General features: G+C 59.0%; 17 protein-coding genes and 3 pseudogenes. 9 read left to right on the forward strand and 11 right to left on the reverse strand.

Going from position 1 to position 20,197, the window contains the following annotated elements; all coding sequences use genetic code 11:
• Nucleotides 1–487: 487 nt before the first annotated feature.
• The 9 genes and pseudogenes from PSPTO_RS12080 to PSPTO_RS12120 all read right to left on the reverse strand — a co-directional run.
• A pseudogene (locus PSPTO_RS12080) lies at nucleotides 488–2,638 on the reverse strand (transporter substrate-binding domain-containing protein); the annotation flags it as partial.
• 56 nt (nucleotides 2,639–2,694) lie between these two features.
• Nucleotides 2,695–2,814 (reverse strand): annotated as a pseudogene (locus tag PSPTO_RS12085) (LuxR C-terminal-related transcriptional regulator); the annotation flags it as partial.
• 147 nt (nucleotides 2,815–2,961) lie between these two features.
• Nucleotides 2,962–3,939, reverse strand: a complete 978-nt coding sequence (locus tag PSPTO_RS12090; RefSeq protein WP_007247571.1) for an IS5-like element ISPssy family transposase — start codon at nucleotides 3,937–3,939, stop codon at nucleotides 2,962–2,964.
• A 43-nt stretch (nucleotides 3,940–3,982) separates the two neighbouring features.
• Nucleotides 3,983–4,513, reverse strand: a pseudogene (locus tag PSPTO_RS12095) (response regulator); the annotation flags it as partial.
• 403 nt (nucleotides 4,514–4,916) lie between these two features.
• Nucleotides 4,917–5,309 carry a response regulator gene (locus PSPTO_RS12100; RefSeq protein WP_003373331.1) on the reverse strand — a complete coding sequence of 131 codons (393 nt, stop codon included), beginning with the start codon at nucleotides 5,307–5,309 and terminating at the stop codon, nucleotides 4,917–4,919.
• A gap of 251 nt (nucleotides 5,310–5,560) precedes the next feature.
• Nucleotides 5,561–6,892 carry a deoxyguanosinetriphosphate triphosphohydrolase gene (locus tag PSPTO_RS12105; protein WP_005765682.1) on the reverse strand — a complete coding sequence of 444 codons (1,332 nt, stop codon included), beginning with the start codon at nucleotides 6,890–6,892 and terminating at the stop codon, nucleotides 5,561–5,563.
• A gap of 166 nt (nucleotides 6,893–7,058) precedes the next feature.
• A complete protein-coding gene (locus PSPTO_RS12110; RefSeq protein WP_005765681.1) occupies nucleotides 7,059–7,415 on the reverse strand; it encodes a hypothetical protein in 357 nt (118 codons plus the stop codon).
• Nucleotides 7,412–7,804, reverse strand: a complete 393-nt coding sequence (locus PSPTO_RS12115; RefSeq protein ID WP_003373338.1) for a phage holin family protein — start codon at nucleotides 7,802–7,804, stop codon at nucleotides 7,412–7,414. Before PSPTO_RS12115 ends, PSPTO_RS12110 begins: the two co-directional genes overlap by 4 nt.
• A 4-nt stretch (nucleotides 7,805–7,808) precedes the next feature.
• Nucleotides 7,809–8,123: a DUF883 family protein gene (locus tag PSPTO_RS12120; RefSeq protein ID WP_003373339.1), complete on the reverse strand. Its 315-nt coding sequence runs from the start codon at nucleotides 8,121–8,123 to the stop codon at nucleotides 7,809–7,811.
• A 397-nt stretch (nucleotides 8,124–8,520) separates the two neighbouring features.
• Between PSPTO_RS12120 and PSPTO_RS12125 the strand changes: the two genes are divergently transcribed.
• From PSPTO_RS12125 to pcaC, 8 genes are all read left to right on the forward strand, one after another.
• Nucleotides 8,521–9,591 carry an acyltransferase family protein gene (locus tag PSPTO_RS12125; protein ID WP_011103955.1) on the forward strand — a complete coding sequence of 357 codons (1,071 nt, stop codon included), beginning with the start codon at nucleotides 8,521–8,523 and terminating at the stop codon, nucleotides 9,589–9,591.
• A 72-nt stretch (nucleotides 9,592–9,663) separates the two neighbouring features.
• Nucleotides 9,664–9,912 carry a glutaredoxin family protein gene (locus PSPTO_RS12130; protein WP_007246378.1) on the forward strand — a complete coding sequence of 83 codons (249 nt, stop codon included), beginning with the start codon at nucleotides 9,664–9,666 and terminating at the stop codon, nucleotides 9,910–9,912.
• Nucleotides 9,913–9,950: 38 nt separating this feature from the next.
• Nucleotides 9,951–10,880, forward strand: coding sequence for a pca operon transcription factor PcaQ (gene pcaQ / locus PSPTO_RS12135; RefSeq protein ID WP_005765677.1), 930 nt, complete (start codon nucleotides 9,951–9,953; stop codon nucleotides 10,878–10,880).
• Nucleotides 10,881–11,007: 127 nt separating this feature from the next.
• The gene (gene pcaH, locus PSPTO_RS12140; protein WP_011103957.1) at nucleotides 11,008–11,727 is read left to right on the forward strand and encodes a protocatechuate 3,4-dioxygenase subunit beta; all 720 of its coding nucleotides are present in this window, start codon (nucleotides 11,008–11,010) and stop codon (nucleotides 11,725–11,727) included.
• An 11-nt stretch (nucleotides 11,728–11,738) separates the two neighbouring features.
• Nucleotides 11,739–12,341 (forward strand): protocatechuate 3,4-dioxygenase subunit alpha, encoded by a 603-nt coding sequence (pcaG, locus tag PSPTO_RS12145; RefSeq protein ID WP_011103958.1) that lies wholly within the window; start codon nucleotides 11,739–11,741, stop codon nucleotides 12,339–12,341.
• 67 nt (nucleotides 12,342–12,408) lie between these two features.
• Nucleotides 12,409–13,758, forward strand: a complete 1,350-nt coding sequence (locus tag PSPTO_RS12150; protein WP_007246376.1) for an MFS transporter — start codon at nucleotides 12,409–12,411, stop codon at nucleotides 13,756–13,758.
• Between the two features lie 24 nt (nucleotides 13,759–13,782).
• A complete protein-coding gene (locus PSPTO_RS12155) occupies nucleotides 13,783–15,144 on the forward strand; it encodes a 3-carboxy-cis,cis-muconate cycloisomerase (RefSeq protein WP_005765672.1) in 1,362 nt (453 codons plus the stop codon).
• On the forward strand, nucleotides 15,141–15,539 hold the full coding sequence (pcaC, locus tag PSPTO_RS12160) for a 4-carboxymuconolactone decarboxylase (protein ID WP_005737978.1): 399 nt from the start codon (nucleotides 15,141–15,143) through the stop codon (nucleotides 15,537–15,539). Before PSPTO_RS12155 ends, pcaC begins: the two co-directional genes overlap by 4 nt.
• Before the next feature lie 492 nt (nucleotides 15,540–16,031).
• Here pcaC and PSPTO_RS12170 read toward each other — a convergent pair whose 3' ends face one another.
• Nucleotides 16,032–17,288, reverse strand: coding sequence for an OprD family porin (locus PSPTO_RS12170; RefSeq protein WP_011103959.1), 1,257 nt, complete (start codon nucleotides 17,286–17,288; stop codon nucleotides 16,032–16,034).
• A 222-nt stretch (nucleotides 17,289–17,510) separates the two neighbouring features.
• Between PSPTO_RS12170 and PSPTO_RS12175 the strand changes: the two genes are divergently transcribed.
• Entirely contained in the window at nucleotides 17,511–18,398 is an 888-nt protein-coding gene (locus PSPTO_RS12175; protein ID WP_046464003.1) for a DMT family transporter, read from the forward strand.
• Nucleotides 18,399–18,505: 107 nt separating this feature from the next.
• On the opposite strand, the gene PSPTO_RS12180 is transcribed toward PSPTO_RS12175, so the two are convergent.
• Nucleotides 18,506–19,825 carry an MFS transporter gene (locus tag PSPTO_RS12180; protein ID WP_011103961.1) on the reverse strand — a complete coding sequence of 440 codons (1,320 nt, stop codon included), beginning with the start codon at nucleotides 19,823–19,825 and terminating at the stop codon, nucleotides 18,506–18,508.
• Nucleotides 19,826–20,197 lie beyond the last annotated feature (372 nt).

The raw sequence follows: 20,197 nt of genomic DNA on the forward strand, positions 1-20,197 counted from the left end.
ATGCTACAAAATTAGTTGCCAGTGGTTGCAGTGGTTACTGGCCAAACCAATCATCAAGCCCGTAAGGACTTCCTGCAAAAAGGATGAATAAGAGAGGGTGGCAGCTTTTTGTCGCCAGTGGCTGCCGCACTGTTGAAAGGCTCAACCAATAGAGCCATGCGACTTTTTTGCAAGTTCCTGAGGGAGGACAAAAGAACTTAACAAGTATTTGTCTCAGTGTCTGGCACCTTACTGAGAGAAGGCTGAACGCGATGTTGTTACATCCCTGCCGAGAATAGGTGGTTTAGATTCAAAATCTCGGCTAAGAACAAAGAGAATACAAATCACCTTTTCTACTGTGATTATAAACTATTAACCCTTGCCTGTCAATAGAATATTCACATAAATATTGACTTATTCGAATATTTGTGAGTTTCGTTTTGTTGGTGAATCACACGATTCTGCACCTGTCCGCAATTCTACCAATTCCCCAAGCTGCAGATTTCTTTGCGTTCATAGGCGTGCGGATTTCATGGCTCATGGTCGCCAGGAAAGTACTCTTGGCACGGCTGGCGGCGTCGGCCTGTTCCTTGGCCGCCTGCAGGTCTTCGATCAGTTGGCGACGATCGCTGATGTCGATCCAGCCACCAATGATGCCCTGTACCTCGCCCAGCGAGTCACGAAAGGGCAGGATCCAGTGGTAGATGGTCAGTTGGCGGTCGCCGATGTGCAGCGGGCGGTCAAGAATCAGCGCGGTGTTGCTGGCCATGACCCGTTGATAATCGGCAGCGTATTCGCGTGCCTCGAAAGCATTGCCCAGCACCCTTTCGGTAGCACTCTTGCCGATGATGTCTTCGCGCTGCGCGGAAAAGGCCCTGAGGTAACTGTCATTGCACATTTGCAGCAAACCATCGCGATCGCGCACGTAGATCGGATGAGGCGTGCCGTCGACCAGCGCCCTCATGAACTCGTACTGATCGCTGAGGGCACGCTCTGCGGCTTCGCGCTGGCGTATCTGCCGGCGCATCCAGGCATTCCATACCAGCAGGCCCAGCAGCAACAGGCCCGCACCAATCACAATCTGATAGATCAGCCGCTGGTAGTCGTGCCAGCTGGCGCTTGAGGGGGTGTAGGCGCGCCAGCGGTTGTTGATCGCAGCCAGATCCTGCGGCGCGATGCTCGCCAGCGCCTTGTCGAGAATCGAGCTGAGTTCCAGAGCGTTGCGCGACGTGGCCATGGAGATCAATGCCGGGTCCTCGCCGACCGTGGCCGTCATCTGCAAGCGTTCCTCGAAGATCCCGGAAGACAGGAAGTAATCCGCGCTCAGCAACGAGACGACGGCACCTTCCGTTCTGCCCACTGCCAGCATGTCCAGCGCCTGAAACGGGTTGTCGATTTCCAGTGGCACGACTCTCGGGTACTTGCGGCGCAGCCAGTCGAGCATCGGGCTGCCTTGAGTGATGGCCAGGCGTTTGCCGTCCATCTGTTCCAGGTAGCTGGGTGAGCCCTTGTCCTTGCGGGTAACCAGTACGAACGAGTTGTCGATGTAAGGCCGGCTGAAGCTCAGACGGTCTTCGCGCACATCGCTGGACACCAGCGCGCCGATCATGTCTGCCTGACCCTCGCTGACCTGGTTTTGCATGTCGGTCAGGCTCGGCGAGCGTTTGACATCAAATTTGAGCCCGGTGCGCAGGCGCACCAGTTCAAGCAAGTCGGCAGTGATGCCGCGAAAGTTGCCCTTGGCATCGAAGAAGGTCAGCGGTGCGTAAGCTTCGTTGACCACCACACGCACGACCGGGTGCTGGGCAATCCAGCGTTCTTCACGTTGGGTGAGTTGCAGTTTCTGGTCGGTGAGCATCAGGTCGCTGCCGGTGCTCCAGCGTCTGGAAATGTCGATGCGCTCATCGACGGGAATCGCCTTCAGCGTCTGGTTGATGACGCCCAGCAATTGCGTGTTCTGGCCGCTGACGGCAAAACTGAAACCATTGGCCTCGTGCTTGCCGAAACTGGACATTTGCACATTGTTCAGATAGCCCTTGTTGATGATGTATTGGGTGGAAATCGTATCGCCCAGAAACACATCGGCCTGGTTGAAGGCCACGGCATTGATGGCATTCTGAAACGAAGGATAGGTTTTGAGAATGGCGCCGGGGTAGGCCGTTACGACATCGGCAGGCGGCAGATAGTGATAGACCATGCTCAGCCGCATGCCTTGCAGGCCTTCGTTCAACGGTCGTGTGTCGCCGACCCGGGTGACCAGCACGGGCTGGTCCACCGAATAAGGTTGTGAAAGCTTGATATCGCGCTCGACGGCCTCGAAACCGTTGGCGGTGCCCAGCAGGTCGACCTGACCTGCGATCAACGCCTTCATGGCGGCCTCGCGGCTGTCGAAGCGCTGGACCCTGACAGGCAGGTCCAGTGCATCCGAAATAATGCCCGCGTAATCGGCAGTGATGCCTTCGTAATCAGTCCCTGAAATGGTGATGTCGAACGGCGGATAGTCGGGGCTTGACGTGCCGAGAATCAGTTCACGTTGGGCGCGTACCCACTGCCACTGGCTGCTGTCCAGCTTCACGTCCATGTGCGCCGGGCTCGAACGGCCGAGCAGGGTGTAGTGATCGGCCGCGCCGGGGCCGGCCTGAGCGCTGCTCCAGCTCATGCACAGGCCTGTGGCCAGTATTAATAATTGTCTGAAGCGCGTGGGCATCCGGTCTCTCACACTAGCGCGTTGCGTTTTGCCATCTCGATAAGTTCTACCAAGGTTCTGGTTTTCAGTTTTTGCATAAGCCGTGTCTTGTAAGTGCTGACGGTCTTGTTACTGAGAAACATGCCTTTAGGGAAGGTCTGAAGTAGGCATCGATTTTTGACGCTCTCATGGCCTGAGGTTCAAAAAAAGCTCGCCCGATCAGATAATTAGACGTTTTCCGCTCTTAACTCATCGATTTTCCTTCAAACAGCACCTTTCCAAGGCGTTTTTCCGCATTACAGGCGCACCTCTCCCATCGCCAGCAGCCGTTTTCGCACCATCCAAAGGTTCGACAAGGCAAACAGAGTAGCCTGTTGCGCGGTGTTTTTAGCCAGCCCGCGAAACCGGACTTTCGTATAACCAAACTGGCGCTTGATCACGCGAAACGGATGTTCAACCTTCGCCCGTAACTGGGCTTTCGTGAACTCGATTTTGCGATAGACCCGTGCGATCAAACTTTTCTCGCCATGCTTTTTATAACGGCTTGGGCGGGCCGCAATTGACCAGATCATCTGACGATCCTGATGCTCCGCACGCTTGTCCACGCCGGTGTAGCCCGCATCACCGCTGACATAGGTTTCCTCACCATGTAGCAATTGATCAACCTGAGTCACGTCCGCCACATTCGCCGCAGTACCCACCAGGCTATGGACTAAACCCGACTCGGCATCGACGCCGATATGCGCTTTCATGCCGAAGAAATACTGGTTTCCTTTCTTCGTCTGATGCATTTCGGGATCGCGTTTGCCGTCCTTGTTCTTGGTCGAGCTCGGCGCATGAATGATCGTCGCATCGACCACCGTACCTTGGCGCAGCATCAAACCTCGATCACCCAGATAGCCATTGATGACCTGCAAAATCCCGCCTGCCAACTCATGCTTTTCCAACAGACGCCGGAAGTTGAGAATCGTGGTTTCATCGGCGATTCGATCCAGACTCAACCCTGCGAACTGGCGCAGGATCGTTGTCTCGTAAAGTGCTTCCTCCATCGCCGGATCGCTGTAACCAAACCAGTTCTGCATCAGGTGAATACGCAGCATCGCCATCAGCGGATAAGCCGGACGGCCACCTTCGCCCTTTGGATAATGTGGTTCGATAAGGGCAATCAAGCCTTTCCAGGGCACAACCTGATCCATCTCGATGAGAAAGCGCTCGCGGCGGGTATGCTTACGTTTACCCGCGTACTCGGCATCGGCGAAGGTCATCTGTTTCATCAGGGAAGCTCGGTGAAAGGTGTTGGGGTATTTTGCCAAATCAGGAAACCTTTTTCAGAGTTTCCTTAGCTATTTCCTTGTTCGAGCGTCCCTGCGCAAACAATTGCAACACCATCAGTTCGCGGTCGTTGACCAACTTGAACAGCTCCAGCTCGCTGGTCATCCCGTCTTCACGAACCGCGCACGCCAATGCCTGGCTGGGAAAGTAATTGTAGCCGGATAATACCGCTTTCACCGAACTGAGCAGCTCGCTGAGGTCCTCCTGTTTGCATACATAACCGGAAGCACCGGATTGCATGCAGCGGATGGCAAACAGGTTGGGGGTCTGTGACGTCAGCACGAGGATCTTGGAGGGCAGCCCCATGGTGCTGAACCGCGCCAGCACCTCGAGCCCGTCGAGCTTGGGAATGCTGATGTCGAGGATGATCAGGTCGGGCATGCATTCGCGAACCATTTGCATAGCGTCGACACCATTATCGGTTTCGCCGACCACGGTGTAGTTTTCGTTTTCCAGCAGCATTCTTACAGCCATTCGAATAACCGGATGGTCATCGATGATAAAAACTGAGTTCATATTCCATTCCATAACAAGCAGCGAAGAAAGCGCGCACCTTAGCTCAGATGTTCGGGCAGGCACATGAAGAGACTTGCTCGGCAGGCATATATAGGAAAAGTCCTACAATATTTAACGTATCGGAGTACGTAAAAGCCTACGATGAACATAAGTGTGTTTAAACGTTAACGCGCATTTCGGTGTGATGATGGGTTATTGATGTGCAGGTTGTTTATAACTTCCTGGAATCATCAGGCCTGTTTATTGAAACTTTCCTACACGTCTGAACGCGAATTCACAGCTTTCAGCGTTTCGTCTGTTGCATCTTTTGTTAATCGCCGCGTAAAAGAGTGTTGCGGTTCCGCTTCAGGTGCTGGCAGCAAAGGCAGGCCAATCCGGTGCGGATAAAGCCAAGTGGCGGGCCTCAGGCAGGAATGTTTTCCAGCAAGCGGCTAAGGTCGGCGCCGTTCAAGGGTTTGCTCAGGCAGCCGAGCAGCGGCAGGTCGCGTTCCATCGCCAGTTGCTGCAGGCTTTCAAGCTGCGCGTCGGGTACGCCGCTGAGCAGGATGGCCTGTCGCAGCAGACCTTGTCTTGCCGCTTCGCTGATCAGTTCGATGCCCGCCATGTCCGGCAGGCACTGGTCGCACAGTAACAGCCCGTAAGGCTCGGGGCTGCGGTGCATGGCGTCCATCGCCTCTGCTGCGGTCAGTGCGGGAGTCAGCAGGAAGTAGCCCTGATTGTTGAGCAGCACCTGAGTGGCGATCAGTTGAAAAGGGTGATCCTCCACCAGCAGGATGCGCAGGCTGTGTTTGGACATGAGTTTTCCGGAAAAAACCTGGCGAGGCGTTCAGGCATCGGCAGGCTGCGTGCGGACCCGTAAGTGTCGCAGGCGGATGGATGACGTGCCGGTGCGGCGGTTGAAGTGGCTGGAATTATTGAGGGATGCAAGAAAACCTGCGATAGGACTCGTCTGACATGCGTGTAGGGCTTGTCTGAATTTTGCGTTGCAAGCAAGTCAGGCTGGCCAGTTTCCCGGTTCTGTCCGGGAAGCTGGCTGGCCGCTGCCGGTCAGATGTGCCCGGAGTGTCCGGTCATTTCCCGGGCCATTTCGCCTGCGTAGCTGTCGGTCATCCCCGCGATGAAGTCGATCATACGCAGGAACGAGGCATGCAGCGGCGCTTTGGGGTCGGGCGCGCTGTTGCCCAGCAGGTCGAGAATACGCCGGTGCTTGAAGGAGGGCGTGCGGCCACCAAACTGTTCGACGGCTGCCCCGCAAAAGGCGTTCAGGAGGATCTCCAGCGTGGTGTAGGCGCCGATTTCATGCAGCGTCTTGCGCTTGTCCTGAAAGATCTTCTTGCGAGCCATGTCCTTGGCGTTCAGCACGCAGCGTTTGGCCGGACCGTGCATGTGCTCGACCAGGTCGCCGGGCAGGGTGCCGGCCAGCAGTGCGTCCTGTTGTTCGACAAAGGCTCGCGCGGCCGCGTTGGTCAGGTGCTCGATGGCCTTGCCGCGCAGGATCGCCAGCTTGCGTCGGCGTGAATCACCGGGGCCCAGTTGCCGATAGGTTTCCGGCAGGTCATCGCCGACCAGCCCGAGCAGCAGGGACTCGACTTCTGCGTAGTCCAGCAGGTCCATTTCCAGACCGTCTTCCAGATCGATCAGCGCGTAACAGATGTCGTCGGCGGCTTCCATCAGGTAGACCAGTGGATGGCGTGCCCAGCGCTGCTCTTCAAGTTGCGGCAGGCCAAGCTTGCTGGCGATCTGCTCAAGAATCGGCAGTTCGCTCTGGTAGCAGCCGAACTTGTGCTTCTTGTACCCCAGCGAATCGGCATGGCGAGCCGTCCACGGGTATTTGAGGTAAGTACCCAGCGTGGCGTAGGTCAGGCGTGTGCCGCCGTCGAACTGGTGATATTCCAGCTGCGTGAGCACCCGGAACCCCTGCGCATTGCCCTCGAAGTTGAGAAAGTCGTTGCGCTCGGTCTCGCTCATCGCATCGAGCCAGCCTCGTCCGGCCGCCAGGTTGAACCAGTTGCGAATCGCATCTTCGCCGGAGTGGCCGAACGGAGGGTTGCCGATGTCGTGGGCCAGGCAGGCCGACTGCACGACCATGCCCAGGTCGCTGGGGTCGCACCAGTCGGGCAGGGCAGAGCGCAGGGTCTCGCCGACGCGCATGCCCAGCGAGCGGCCAACGCAGCTGACTTCCAGTGAGTGGGTCAGCCGAGTATGGATGTGGTCGTTGCTGGACACCGGATGGACCTGCGTCTTGCGCCCCAGACGGCGGAAGGCACCGGAAAAGATGATCCGGTCGTGGTCCTTGTGAAACGGGCTGCGCCCCAGTTCTTCGGGGCTGTGCAGGGTTTTGCCGAGTCGTTCGCGGTTAAGCAGGGTCTGCCAATCCAAGGCGGTCACTCCATCAATGATAGTGGCTTAGCTTCCCTGTTCGACGGGCCTACCGCAAGGCCTTAAGTATGCAGAGAGGTAAACAGGCACGCATGAAAAACAAATGCCCGCCGCGAAACATCGGGACGGGCATTCGGTTTCAAGCCTGATTCATATCAGGGCGCAGTCAGAGCCTGTGGTTGCGGTTCTGTATAGCGCGGCGCTGCAGGGCCACCTTGATCAGCGGCGTCAGGGTGATGCCGAGTTTCAACAGGCGGCCCAGAAAGCTGGTACGCCCGGTCCTGGCGCGCTTGCCACTGAGAAAGCCCAGCAGGGCGACCGAACCCACGCCCCAGAGCGGCGCGTGGCGAAAGCCCAGTGCGCTTTTCCAGTCGTGGCGGATGCCACGAAAGCGTTGCAACGGCTGCAGCAGTTGCGTCGATTCGTGACGTATTTCCTGACGGTGCATTTCCATGCGCAGGCGTATCAAGGCCTTGCGCAGTTCACGGCGAGTATTGCTCTGGTGCGATTTGGGTTCACTCATGGCATCAATCGCTCACGGTCGTTGGCCAGTTCTTCGAGGGTCGCATGAAACGGCGACGACTCATCGAAAATCGCTGCTTTGAGGCGCAATCCGCAGAAGATCGCGGCCAGAAAGTAGAACGTGCACAGGCCGATGATCCCGGCCAGTCGATAGCTGTCCCACAGAACAATCAGCAGCAGCGCCGAGAGCCCCGTGAGCAACAGCAGGCCGAAAACCAGCGCCAGCCCTGCGAACAGCAACAGGCTGACAGTGCGCGCCTTCTGCTCTTGCAGCTCGATGCCGAACAGTTCGACGTGGCTGTGCAACAGGCCAAGGAAGGCAGCGCCGAGGCGCCGCGGTGTAGAGCCCGGAGTTCCCTCGGGCGGTGCTGATTCCGTTCCCAGAGTCATGATGTTAGCGCCTTGTGGCCAGCAGACCGATCAGAAAGCCGACACCTGCGGCGATACCGACGGACTGCCAGGGGTTGTTCTGGACATAGTCTTCTGTAGCAACCACCGCCGCTTCACCGCGCTCGCGCAGCGAATCTTCGGTGGTTTTAAGTGTTTCCTTGGCACGCAACAGGCTTTCACGAATCTGGGCACGCAGTTCGTCGGCCTGATCACCTGCCAGAGAGGCGGTGTGTGCCAGCAGTTTCTCGGTATCTGCAACCAGTACCTGGAAGTCGGCCCTCAGGATTTCCTGAGCATTCTGTGCGGTTTGGCGAGCCATGGTTTTCTCCGTTTAGGTGGCATATGGGTGTTTCGAGTACAGGTGATTCCTGAAGGTTCACTTCGATTGCCGTATCGTGTTCGATCAGGCCGTCCGCTGTTCAGAGTGTGTAAAAACGTCACGAGCGAAGGCAAGACAAGGCAAAAACAGGCGAAAAAGCGGAGTCTAGGTGTTCTAAATGAGCATTTTTCGCCTGTTTTTAACGCAGTATTGCCGAGCGCAGTAGTTTTTACACAGTCTGGGCCGCTGCACCTTACTCCAAAAGCACCCGCCAGGAAAAACCACACGTTGAGGGTTCCGTATTTCTGGCCTTTGGCTATGCTTGAAACGCGCGAGCCTGTGCACGGTAATTGAGAAGGCACTGAAGATGGGCGCATCGAGCCGAACGGAGAGAGGCATGGAGCGGCTGTATTCCCTGCAGGGGCTCAGAGGCGTTGCAGTCCTGGGCGTGGTTTTGTTTCACATGATGTCGGTCGAGAGCAAGTTTTCCGGGGGTGATATTCTTCTGCCGCCGCTGCTCGATTTTTTTCAGTTGGGTGTGGATCTGTTTTTTGTCATCAGCGGTTTCGTGATGGTGATTGTCAGTCGTGGCCGCTTCCAGAGTGGCGCAGAGGCCCGGCGCTTTCTGTTCAATCGGGTGTCGCGGATCTATCCCACGTACTGGCTGTATTTTTTCATCACCCTGGCGGTGTTTCTGGTACAGCCGGGGATGGTCAACAGTGGGCACGGTGGGTCCAACCTGCTCATGTCCTTCCTGTTGCTGCCCAATGACAAGGTGTTGCTGGTGATGGTCGCCTGGTCACTGCTTTTCGAGCTGTGGTTCTACGTGGTGTTCTCCGGCTTTCTACTGTTTCGTGAACGCAGCCTGCCGCCGCTGCTCGGCGGCTGGGCATTGATCATTGTCGTTTTCAACGCACTGGCAGACTGGCAGGACTATTCTTCCGCTCTAAAAATCATCCTGCATCCTTATTCGCTGGAGTTCATCCTCGGCGCTGCGCTGGCGCTGTTCTTCTATGGTCGCCACAGTGCAAGGTTGCCATCGGTTGCCGTCTGCGCCTTGCTGGCGGTCGCGCTGTTGGTGGCGGTGCCGCTGATAGGTGTTTACCGGCTTTACGACAGTCAGGGGTTGTTGCGCATGCTGATGGTTGGCGGGACGTTCGGCACACTGGTGCTGACGCTGGCCTTGCTGGAGCGGCGCCGACGGCTCGTCGTGCCGGGTTTTCTGGTCGCTACAGGTGACATGTCCTACACCATTTACCTGTCACATCTGCTGGTGCTCGGCGTGATCGGGCGGGTCTGGAGCCTGGTGGGGGCCTGGCCCGAGAGTTACCTGGACAACCTGTTTTTCGCCGTGCTGATGATGGCGGCGGCGGTGTGTTACGGCTGGGTCGGCTATCGCTGTTTCGAGAAGCCTGTGCTGGACCGCGCCAACGCGTTCAGCAAGACGCATTTTCGGGTGTCGACGTGATATGGCGTCAGGCCTAGAATCAGGTTTTGGTTGTCACGTAGAGGCTTGTCACGTAGCCGCCGAGGGTCAATTATGCTCATGCCACCCGAATGCCAGCTGTTCAGCACCTTGGGGTGCCCGTTGTGCGAGGTCGCCGAAGCGGTGCTGCTGCCGTTTGCAATCGAGCATGGCCTGATGGTCGAGCTGATCGACATCGGCGAGCATGAGCAACTGTTAGAGCGTTATGAACTGCGCGTTCCAGTGCTGCGCCGCATTGACACGGGCGAGGAACTGGAGTGGCCCTTTGAAGCGCCTCAAGTGGTTTCTTTTCTCAGCCGTTGAACGGCATTTTTCTCCACCATTCCCGGACCCGACGCGCCTTGAATATCGACACCCGCATCAAATTTCGCCATCTGGTGTGCTTTCTGGAAGTGGCACGGCAGGGCAGTCTGGCGCGGGCCTCCGATGCGCTGGCGATCAGTCAGCCTGCCTTGTCCAAAAGCCTCAAGGAGCTGGAAACCCTGCTGGCCACGACCTTGTTCGTGCGCAGCAAGAGCGGTGCGGCGCTGACCGACGCGGGCGTGGCGTTCATGCGTTTCGCCGGGCCTAGCGTCCAGGCGTTGCGCGACGGGGTCAGCAGCCTACGCTCCGGCGAGCATGAAACCGTTACGGCGCGGCTGGGCGTGCTGTCCACCGCCGAAAGCCTGCTGGTGCCAGAGGTCGTCAAGCGCCTGCACACGCGCCACCCGGCGTTGATCGTCAGTGTGATGACTGGCCCCAGCGCCTATCTGCTCTCGCAATTGCGTGTCGGCGAGCTGGACCTGGTGGTCGGGCGCATGACCGACAGCCCGCAGATTCAGGGGCTTACTTTCGAGCACTTGTACCACGAGTCAATGACGCTGGTGGTGCGCAATGACCATCCGCTGCTGGCTGCGCCGCTCAAGCGTGAAAGCCTGGAGCAGTTCCCGCTGGTGCTGCCGCTGGCGGGCACCACCATCCGCAAGTTTGCCGACAGCCTGTTCGTGCAGTGCGGTATTCAGATGCCGCGCCAGCGCCTGGAAACCCTTTCACTGACCCTGAGCCGCCGTTACGTGCAGTGCAGCAATGCGATCTGGATTGCACCGCTGGACGCTGTGTTGCTGGAGTTGAAAGGCGGCACTCTGGTCGAACTGGATATGGGAATTCGCGAGCCGGGCGGCTCGGTTGGCCTGTGCAGCAACCCGGCCTTGCCACTGACGCGCGCAGCGCAGTGGTGCGTGGATGAGTTGCGAACCGTCGGTGCGGCGTACCGGGAAGGGCAGTATGCATAACCAATTGGTTATGGATGCATGGTTTTATTTCAGTTCTCTGTAAGCATAAATAGCGCGACACTTTGCCGCAGCCTGTAGCGCAAGTGATCGACGCCTGCGCGTCCATAAGAAAAACAAGGAGAACGCCATGTCCGCCGTGGACAATAGCCGCTTTGTCATTCGTGATCGAAACTGGCACCCCAAAGCCCTGACGCCTGATTACAAGACCTCTATCCTCCGTTCGCCGCGTCAGGCGCTGGTCAGTATTCCGCAATCCATTTCCGAAACCACCGGGCCGGATTTCTCGCATTTGCAGTTTGGCCAGCACGACAACGACCTGCTGCTCAACTTCAACAACGGCGGGCTGCCCATCGGCGAACGCATTTTGCTCGCCGGTCGGGTCTGTGATCAGTACGGCAAACCGATTCCGCACACCCTGGTAGAGATCTGGCAGGCCAATGCCGGCGGGCGTTACCGTCACAAACGTGATGCGTACCTGGCCCCGATCGACCCCAATTTCGGCGGTGTCGGCCGCACCTTGACCGACAGCGAAGGCAATTACAGCTTTCGCACCGTCAAGCCGGGTCCGTACCCGTGGCGCAACGGCCCCAACGACTGGCGTCCGGCGCACATTCACGTGTCGATCAGCGGCCCGTCGATTGCCACGCGATTGATCACCCAGCTGTATTTCGAAGGCGATCCGTTGATTCCGACCTGCCCGATCGTCAAGTCGATCACCAACCCGGATGCGGTGCAGAGCCTGATCGCCCGGCTTGATCTGGCACTGGGCAACCCGATGGACTGCCTGGCGTATCGCTTTGACATCGTGTTGCGCGGTCAGCGCAAGACGCACTTCGAAAACTGCTGAGGAGGCCCGACATGCCCGTTCAATTGCTGCAGGAAACCCCTTCGCAAACCGCTGGCCCTTACGTGCACATTGGCTTGGCCCCGCAAGTGGCCGGCAACCCGACCCGCGAGCTGGAAATCTGGAACGAGATGGCCAGGCCCGAAGCGCCGGGTGAGCACATCGTGCTGCTGGGCAATGTCTTCGATGGCAACGGCCACCTGATTCGCGATGCCTATCTGGAGTTCTGGCAGGCCGATCATCAGGGCGTTTATGACCACGAATTTCATCCCGACCGGCCGTTCAACGGCTTTGGCCGCACCGCAACCACCGATGACGGTCAGTGGCTGTTGAAGGCCGTAAAACCGGGCTCGGTGCGCAATGCGGCGGGTGTGCCGATGGCTGCGCATATTAATGTGTCGCTGTTTGCCCGTGGCATCAATATTCATCTGCAGACGCGGTTGTATTTCGATGACGAAGCGCAGGCCAATGCCATCGACCCGGTGCTGAACCTGATCGAGCAGCCGCCGCGTCGCGAAACCCTGATTGCGCGTCGTTGTACGCACGAGGGCCAATCGGCCTATCGTTTCGACATCCGCGTGCAGGGTGAAGGCGAAACGGTGTTTTTCGATTTCTGAAGCATGTGCGTGCGTTTCACGGCGCCTGCATCGGCAGGCGCCCTTATAAAAATAAAAGGACACCTTCATGACGCTTACAGCCAGCGGCCCTGCAACCGGCACGCTCGACGTACAGGCTTTCATCAACGCGCAGCCGTTATCCGGGTATCAGTGGCGGATCGTTGCGCTGTGCTTTCTGATCGTGTTTCTCGACGGCCTGGACACCGCGGCGATGGGCTTTATCGCGCCGGCGCTCAGTCAGGATTGGGGCATTGATCGGGCCAGCCTCGGCCCGGTAATGAGCGCCGCGCTGATCGGCATGGTCTTCGGTGCGCTGGGTTCCGGCCCGCTGGCTGACCGTTTCGGGCGCAAGGTGGTGCTGGTGGTGGCGGTGTTCCTGTTCGGGATTTTCAGCCTGGCGTCAGCCTACAGCAGCAACATCGACCAGTTGCTGGTGCTGCGCTTGCTAACCGGCCTCGGGCTGGGCGCTGCGATGCCCAATGCCACCACGCTGCTCTCGGAATACACCCCGGAGCGGCTCAAATCCTTGCTGGTGACGAGCATGTTCTGCGGGTTCAATCTGGGCATGGCCTGCGGCGGTTTTGTGTCGGCCAAGCTGATCCCCAGCATGGGCTGGCACAGCCTGCTGATGCTCGGCGGTATCCTGCCGTTGGTACTGGCGGTGGTGCTGATGGTCTGGCTGCCGGAGTCGGCGCGCTTTCTGGTGGTGCGCAATCGCGGGGCCGAGCAGATCCGCAAGGTGCTTGCGCCGATTGCGCCCAAAGCAGTGGCGGGGGTGACTGCGTTTACGGTTCCCGAACAGAAAACCGTCAGCAGCCGCAACGTTCTGAAAGTGATTTTTTCCGGTACGTACAGCGCTGGCACCTTGCTGTTGTGGCTGACCTATTTCATGGGGCTGGTGATCGTCTATCTGCTGACCAGTTGGCTGCCCACATTGATGCGTGACAGCGGCGCGAGCATGGAGCAGTCGGCGTTCATCGGGGCGTTGTTTCAGTTTGGCGGCGTGTTGAGCGCCGTGGGTGTCGGCTGGGCGATGGACCGTTACAACCCGCATAAAGTCATCGGCTTCGCCTATGCGCTGGCTGGGGTGTTTGCGTACCTGGTCGGGCAGAGTCTGGGCAATGTCGCGGTACTGGCCACACTGGTACTGCTCGCGGGTATGTGCATCAATGGCGCGCAGTCGGCGATGCCGTCGCTGGCGGCACGTTTCTACCCCACGCAGGGCCGCGCCACGGGCGTATCGTGGATGCTCGGGATCGGCCGTTTCGGTGCCATTCTGGGCGCGTGGGCCGGTGCCACGTTGCTGGGCCTGGGCTGGAATTTCGAGCAGGTACTGACTGCGTTGGTGATCCCGGCGGCACTGGCGGCGCTGGCGATCCTGATCAAGGGGTGGGTCAGTCATTCCGATGCCACTTGAAACCGTTCAATCTGGAGCGTTGATGTGAACAGACCGAGCAATCAACTGTTTGATGCCTATTTCACGCAGTCCGATATGCGCGACATTTTCTCGGACGAAGGCCGGGTGCAGGGCATGCTCGATTTCGAGGCTGCGCTGGCTCGGGCGCAGGCGCGAGTCGGCCTGATCCCGCAACAGGTCGTGGCTGATATCGAGCAGAGCTGCCGCGCCGAGCTGTTCGATTTCGACGAACTGGCCATTGCCATAGGCAGCGCCGGCAATTCGGCGATCCCGTTGGTCAAGGCGCTCGGCAGGCAGATTGCTGCGCGCAACCCGCAAGCCGAGCGTTACGTGCACATGGGCGCGACCAGTCAGGACGTGATGGACAGCGGGCTGGTGCTGCAAATACGCCGGGCGATCGTCTTGCTGGAGCGTGACCTTGCGCAACTGGCCAAGGCACTGGCTGAACAGGCGCAGCGCCATGCTGCTACGCCGCTGGCCGGGCGCACCTGGTTGCAGCAGGCCACGCCGGTCACGCTGGGGATGAAAATCGCCGGTTGGCTGGGCGCCATCACTCGCCATCGCCAGCGCCTGAACGAGATCAAACCGCGCCTGCTGTGCCTGCAATTCGGCGGCGCGTCCGGCAGCCTTGCGGCGCTGGGCGACCGGGCCTTCCCGGTGGCGCAAGCACTGGCGGGTGAATTACAGCTGGAACTGCCCGAGCAGCCCTGGCACACCCAGCGTGATCGTCTGGTGGAGTTTGCCAGCGTCCTGGGCCTGATCGCCGGCAGCCTCGGCAAGCTTGGGCGTGACGTCAGCCTGTTGATGCAGACCGAAGTGGGCGAGGTATTCGAGCCTTCCGCACCGGGCAAAGGTGGCTCTTCGACCATGCCGCACAAGCGCAACCCGGTGGGTGCAGCGGTGATGATCGGCGCAGCCACTCGGGCACCGGGGCTGGTTGCGACGATGCTGTCGGCCATGCCACAGGAGCACGAGCGCAGCCTGGGCCTGTGGCACGCCGAGTGGGAAACCCTGCCTGAGCTGTGCTGCCTGGTGTCCGGTTCGCTGCAACAGGCATTGCAGGTGATACCCGGTCTGCAAGTAGACGCCGAGCGCATGCGGGTCAATCTGGAATCTACCCAAGGCCTGGTGCTGGCCGAAGCTGTGAGTATTGCGCTGGCCCAGCGTATCGGCCGTGACGCGGCCCATCATCTGATCGAACAATGCTGTCGGCGTGCGGTGGAGCAGGGCGCGCATCTGCGTCAGGTGCTCGGCGACAACCCGCAGGTCAGCGAGCAACTTACTTGCGCCGAGCTGGATCGCCTGCTCGATCCGGCCCATTACCTTGGCCAGGCCCGCCTGTGGGTCGAACGTGCCGTGGCTGAACACACAAGGATTTCCCGATGACCGAAGACGAACGTTACGAAGCTGGCATGCAGGTGCGCCGCGCTGTGCTGGGCGACACACATGTCGATAACAGCCTGAGCAAACTGACGCCCTTCAACGAAGAATTTCAGGAAATGATCACCCGGCACGCCTGGGGTGATATCTGGACCCGCCCAGGCTTGCCCCGCCACACACGCAGCCTGATCACCATCGCCATGCTGATCGGCATGAATCGTGAGGGCGAATTGCGTCTGCACCTCAAAGCTGCAAAAAACAACGGCGTGACCCGCGAAGAAATCAAGGAAGTGCTGATGCAGAGCGCGATCTACTGCGGCATTCCGGCGGCCAACGCGACGTTTCACCTCGCCGAAGCGGTGTGGGACGAGATGGGTGTTGAGTCGTTGAAGGAGGAATGAAAAGTCGCATAGCGGTGAATGCTGCAGCGCAACGCCATGCCTAGCCCGAATCTCACTGACTCGCAGAACCAACATGCTGCGCGTAGCGCCACAAAGATGACGCAGAGCGTCCAGAACGGCATGCGACGCGGAGCGTCGCATGGTAGTTGATAATCAAAGCGCTTTTTTACCGCTACGGCACTGACGACGCAGAGTGCGACGTAAGTGACAGGGCGAAGGAACCCGACGACGTCGGGCCGGAAACGGAGCGGGGATTTTGATTACTTTGATCCTTCAAAGTCAGTCGCCGAGGGGCGAAAAGGTGACTTGAGCCTTAAACACATCCAGCTGACATCGCAGAACCGCAGTGTGACGCGGAGCGTCATAGATCTGAGCCGCGCCGCATACTCAAGATCGGACGCAGAGCGTCCAGAGCGGCATGCGACGCGGGAGCGTCGGCACGATAGTCAACGCCGCCACGTTACTCAGCCGTGGCGGCTATTTTTCAGGTTTTCAGAGCAGCGACAGCGGGTAGCTGACGATCACACGGTTTTCGTCGAACTGGTTAGTGCTGTAATCACGACGCATGGTCGAGTTGCGCCACTTGAGCGACAGGCTTTTGAACGCACCACTCTGAAACACATAGGCCAACTCGGTTTCCCGTGCCCATTCTTCGCCATCGGTGATAGCGCCGGTGTGCACGTTGTCGCCGCTGATGTAGCGGTTCATCAGGGTCAGGCCAGGCGCGCCGAGGGCTGCGAAGTCGTAATCGTGACGCAACTGCCAGGATTTCTCTCTGGCATTGTCGAAGCTGGAGTTGTAACTGTCGTTGGCCAGTGTGCCACCGCTGGTGCCGTTGACGCGCATCCACGCGCTGTCGCCGCTGACCTTCTGCAGGCCCACGTAAAAAGTGTTGCCGCCGTGTCGTGCCGAGAGCAGGGCGGACCAGGTCTTGTTGTCCAGATCACCCGCCAGCGACTGGCCATCATCCTTGCCCTGGAAGTAGCCGAGGTTGGCTCCCAGCGTCCAGCTGCCCAGCGGCTGACTGTGTAGCAGGTTGAAATACTGCTGATGGTAGATGTCTTCAAGCTGGGCGTACCACACGCCAACCTGAGTGCGTTTTTCGTTGAACACATACTCGCCGCCGCCGAAGTTGAAGCGGTCGAAGGTGAACGCGGCGCGGCCAGTCATGGACATGTCTTGCATGCTGGCGTCGTTGCGCGGGCTGTTGGCGCGGAACTGGCCACCGTACAAGGTCAGCCCGTCGATCTCTTTGGAGGTGATCTGCCCGCCCTGAAAGGTTTGCGGCAGCGAGCGGCCGTCATCGGAGCGCAGGATCGGCAACACCGGCATCCATTCGCCGACCTTCAATTCGGTTTTCGAGAAACGCGCCTTGCCTGCCACGGCCAGACGCCCGAAGTCGTCGGCCGGGCGTCCATCACTGTGAATCGGCAGCAGCTGTGTGCCGCCCGTGCCTTTGCCGCCGTCCAGTTTGAGCGAGTAAAGCCCCAGCGCATCGACACCAAAGCCCACGGTGCCTTGGGTAAAACCGGAGCGTGCGTCGAGAATGAAGTTCTGCGTCCATTCCTCGGCGTAATTCTGCGCGTTGGCCGGGTCGACGAAGTTGCGGTTGATGTAGAAATTGCGTAGGTTCAGATTGACCTTGGCGTCTTCGACGAACCCGGCGGCGTGACTCAATGCAGGGGCGAGGGTGGAGGCGATGGCCGCAGAGAGGCCGCAAGCGATTTTGCAAGAGACGTTCGAGCGCATGGAACAGACCTTTTTTGTAGTTATTGAGTCGTTGTAGCTGGCTGCGATAGTGAAATGCCGGGGCGCGGTGTGCAATTGTGAAACATCTGTTTCGGGCGATTACCGAACGTTAATGTACTGGTCCGAACATTTTGTGCAGGACGTTGCAAAAGCGTGTGCGATGCTCACTGATCTGTAGATACAGGCGGCGTATACAGCCTGAAACTTGAACAAGGAAGCCCGATGAGCCCTGCCAGCACGCCGTTGTCCGGCGTCAATCAACCGTTGAAAGGAATTGGCTTCATTCTTCTGGCGACCTTTCTGTTTGCCAGTCACGACACGCTGTCCAAATACCTGTCCGGTTTCTACCCGATCATTCTGGTGGTCTGGGCGCGTTATCTGGTGCACACGTTGCTCATGGCCTGCATCTTCATGCCATCGGCGGGTTTGCGCGTGCTGCGCACCAAACGCCCCGGCTTACAGGCACTGCGCGCGCTGGCCTTGCTGGGCACCAGTCTGTTGTTCACCAGCAGCCTGATGTTCATTCCGCAGGCAGAAGCCACGGCGGTCAACTTTCTTGCGCCGCTGCTGGTCACCGCATTGTCGGTGCCGCTGCTGCATGAACGAGTGACGCGTGGGCAGTGGATTGCAGTGGTAGTCGGGTTTGTCGGGGTGATGATCATCATTCATCCGGGCGGCGAGTTGTTCACGCCGGCGATTCTGCTGCCGTTGTCGTCGGCCTTGTGCTTTGCGCTTTATCAACTGCTGACGCGGCTGGTCAGCCCGTTCGACAGCCCGACCACCAGCAATTTTTTCGCCGGGCTGTTCAACACGCTGATGATGAGCGCGCTGGTGCCATTTTTCTGGGAGGTACCGGCGCTCAAGCATCTGCCGTTTCTGCTCGCACTGGGTGCGTGCGGCATGTCCGCGCACCTGCTGCTGACCCAGGCCTTCCGCTTCGCCGCCCCGGCCATGCTCGCACCGTTCAGTTACTGTCAGATCGTCTTCGCCGGGCTGTTGGGATTTCTGGTGTTCGACCACATGCCATCACCGACCGCGCAGGCCGGCATCGCGATTATCTGCCTGAGTGGCCTGGCGGCGGCATGGCAACAGCGGCGCAAGGGTGGATAGCGTCTGGCGCTGAAACCTGTGGCACCGATCTCACTGACCTCGCGGACACCCATAGCAAAAAGGCCCGGTCACTGAGTGAGCCGGGCCTTTCTGATGCCGTCAGACGATTACTCGCTCAGCGTAGGCACCTTGCGCGGAGCCATGAAGTACAGCCAGATCAGCGCGATGAAGTACATCGCCGGGATCATGGTGAACAACACGTTGTAATTGTTGTTGGTCGCGGTCAGCACCGCACCGACGATCTGGGTCATGAACATGCCGCCGATGGCTGCGCACATGCCGCCGAAGCCGAACACCGTGCTCATCATGTGCTTGGGCGTGTAGTCCATCACCAGGCTCCAGATGTTCGCGGTCCAGGCCTGATGCGCGCCGACTGCCACAGAGATGGCCAGCACCGCGACCCACAAGCCGCTGGCGTTGGCGGCGAACACCACGCTGCAGATGGTGATGGCGAATATCAGCATTGACAGCAGACGCGCTTTGGTCGCCCGCATGCCGCGCCCGATCAGCCACGATGACAGGATACCGCCACCCACGCTGCCGAAGTCGGCGGTCAGCCAGATCAGGATCAGCGGGATGCCCATCTGCGTCACGCTGATGCCCAGGTTGTATTGCTGATTGAGAAACGGCGGCAACCAGTACAGGTAGAACCAGAACACTGGCGCGGTGATCGCGTAAGCCAGCGCGAATGCCCAGGTGCCGCGCATCTTCAGAATGCCGGTGAAAGGCACCTTGACCGGCGCAGGCTCGACCTCCTGATTGATGTAGTCCAGTTCGGTTTTGCTGACGGTCGGGTGCTCTTCAGGGTTGTAGTACTTCAAGCGCCACATGATCACCCAGATCAGCCCCAGCGAACCCATCGCCACGAACGCTGCCTGCCAGCCCCAGACAGTGAGGATCAGCGGCAGCAACGCTGGCGTCAGCATCGCACCGACGTTGGTGCCAGCGTTGAAGATGCCAGTCGCCACCGCACGCTCACCGGCCGGGAACCACAGGCGCGTGGTTTTCACGCAGGCCGGGTAGTTGGCCGCCTCGGTCAGGCCGAGAATGAAGCGGCAGACCATGAAGCCGACCGCAGACGTCGCCAGGCCATGCGCGCCGGTCGCCAGGCTCCACAACAGCACGGCGAGGAAGAACGCGCGCTTGACGCCGACCTTGTCGATGAAGCGGCCTTGCAGCACGAAGCCGACGGCGTAGCCGACCTGAAACCAGAAGTTGATGTTGGCGTAATCCATCGCCGTCCAGCTCATCTCCTTGGCCAGTATCGGCTGCATGACCCCGAGCGCCGCCCGGTCGATGTAGTTCAGCGTAGTCGCGAAGAACACCAGGGCAAGCATGCCCCAGCGGGTCTTGCCCACGGCAAGAGCGCCGCGAATCTTTTCGCCCATCCCGGCACGGGTAACAGGGTTGTTCTGGGTATTGAGCATGATGATCTAACCATCCGTTCCAGGACTGTGCTGCTGGCAACAGTCGGACTGAGAAGTCCACTCGATGCAGGCGTTGTGCAGGTAAAGTGAAGTCGTAGTACCGTGAATCGACTGGCCGATTGACTCAGGCTTTCATCGAGACGGTCCGTCGGGCCGACAATTTACAGGTTGGGCCGCGCAAGTGCGTTGGAATGTTTCAGGCGACGCGAACCTGAATCGGGCTTTTGGCCTGTTCGGTTCGTCGGGCATGACGTCTGGTAGGACGGGCGGGCGAGCGGGTGAGCAAAGCGAGAAGGGTGCGCATGAGCAATGTTCCTGTTTTTTTGATTGTTATGGGTTGCTGCTGATGAAGCATAAATGTCGTACGTTCGA

Origin of the sequence: Pseudomonas syringae pv. tomato str. DC3000 (assembly GCF_000007805.1) — a bacterium.
Taxonomy (GTDB): domain Bacteria; phylum Pseudomonadota; class Gammaproteobacteria; order Pseudomonadales; family Pseudomonadaceae; genus Aquipseudomonas; species Aquipseudomonas avellanae.

Excerpts from the sequence above, each read along its gene's own strand:
- PSPTO_RS12090 (WP_007247571.1), bottom strand. The coding sequence starts at position 3,939 with ATGAAACAGATGACCTTCGCCGATGCCGAGTACGCGGGTAAACGTAAG.
- PSPTO_RS12100 (WP_003373331.1), bottom strand. The coding sequence starts at position 5,309 with ATGTCCAAACACAGCCTGCGCATCCTGCTGGTGGAGGATCACCCTTTT.
- PSPTO_RS12110 (WP_005765681.1), bottom strand. The coding sequence starts at position 7,415 with ATGAGTGAACCCAAATCGCACCAGAGCAATACTCGCCGTGAACTGCGC.
- PSPTO_RS12115 (WP_003373338.1), bottom strand. The coding sequence starts at position 7,804 with ATGACTCTGGGAACGGAATCAGCACCGCCCGAGGGAACTCCGGGCTCT.
- PSPTO_RS12120 (WP_003373339.1), bottom strand. The coding sequence starts at position 8,123 with ATGGCTCGCCAAACCGCACAGAATGCTCAGGAAATCCTGAGGGCCGAC.
- PSPTO_RS12125 (WP_011103955.1), top strand. The coding sequence starts at position 8,521 with ATGGAGCGGCTGTATTCCCTGCAGGGGCTCAGAGGCGTTGCAGTCCTG.
- PSPTO_RS12130 (WP_007246378.1), top strand. The coding sequence starts at position 9,664 with ATGCTCATGCCACCCGAATGCCAGCTGTTCAGCACCTTGGGGTGCCCG.
- pcaH (WP_011103957.1), top strand. The coding sequence starts at position 11,008 with ATGTCCGCCGTGGACAATAGCCGCTTTGTCATTCGTGATCGAAACTGG.
- pcaG (WP_011103958.1), top strand. The coding sequence starts at position 11,739 with ATGCCCGTTCAATTGCTGCAGGAAACCCCTTCGCAAACCGCTGGCCCT.
- PSPTO_RS12150 (WP_007246376.1), top strand. The coding sequence starts at position 12,409 with ATGACGCTTACAGCCAGCGGCCCTGCAACCGGCACGCTCGACGTACAG.
- pcaC (WP_005737978.1), top strand. The coding sequence starts at position 15,141 with ATGACCGAAGACGAACGTTACGAAGCTGGCATGCAGGTGCGCCGCGCT.
- PSPTO_RS12170 (WP_011103959.1), bottom strand. The coding sequence starts at position 17,288 with ATGCGCTCGAACGTCTCTTGCAAAATCGCTTGCGGCCTCTCTGCGGCC.
- PSPTO_RS12175 (WP_046464003.1), top strand. The coding sequence starts at position 17,511 with ATGAGCCCTGCCAGCACGCCGTTGTCCGGCGTCAATCAACCGTTGAAA.
- PSPTO_RS12180 (WP_011103961.1), bottom strand. The coding sequence starts at position 19,825 with ATGCTCAATACCCAGAACAACCCTGTTACCCGTGCCGGGATGGGCGAA.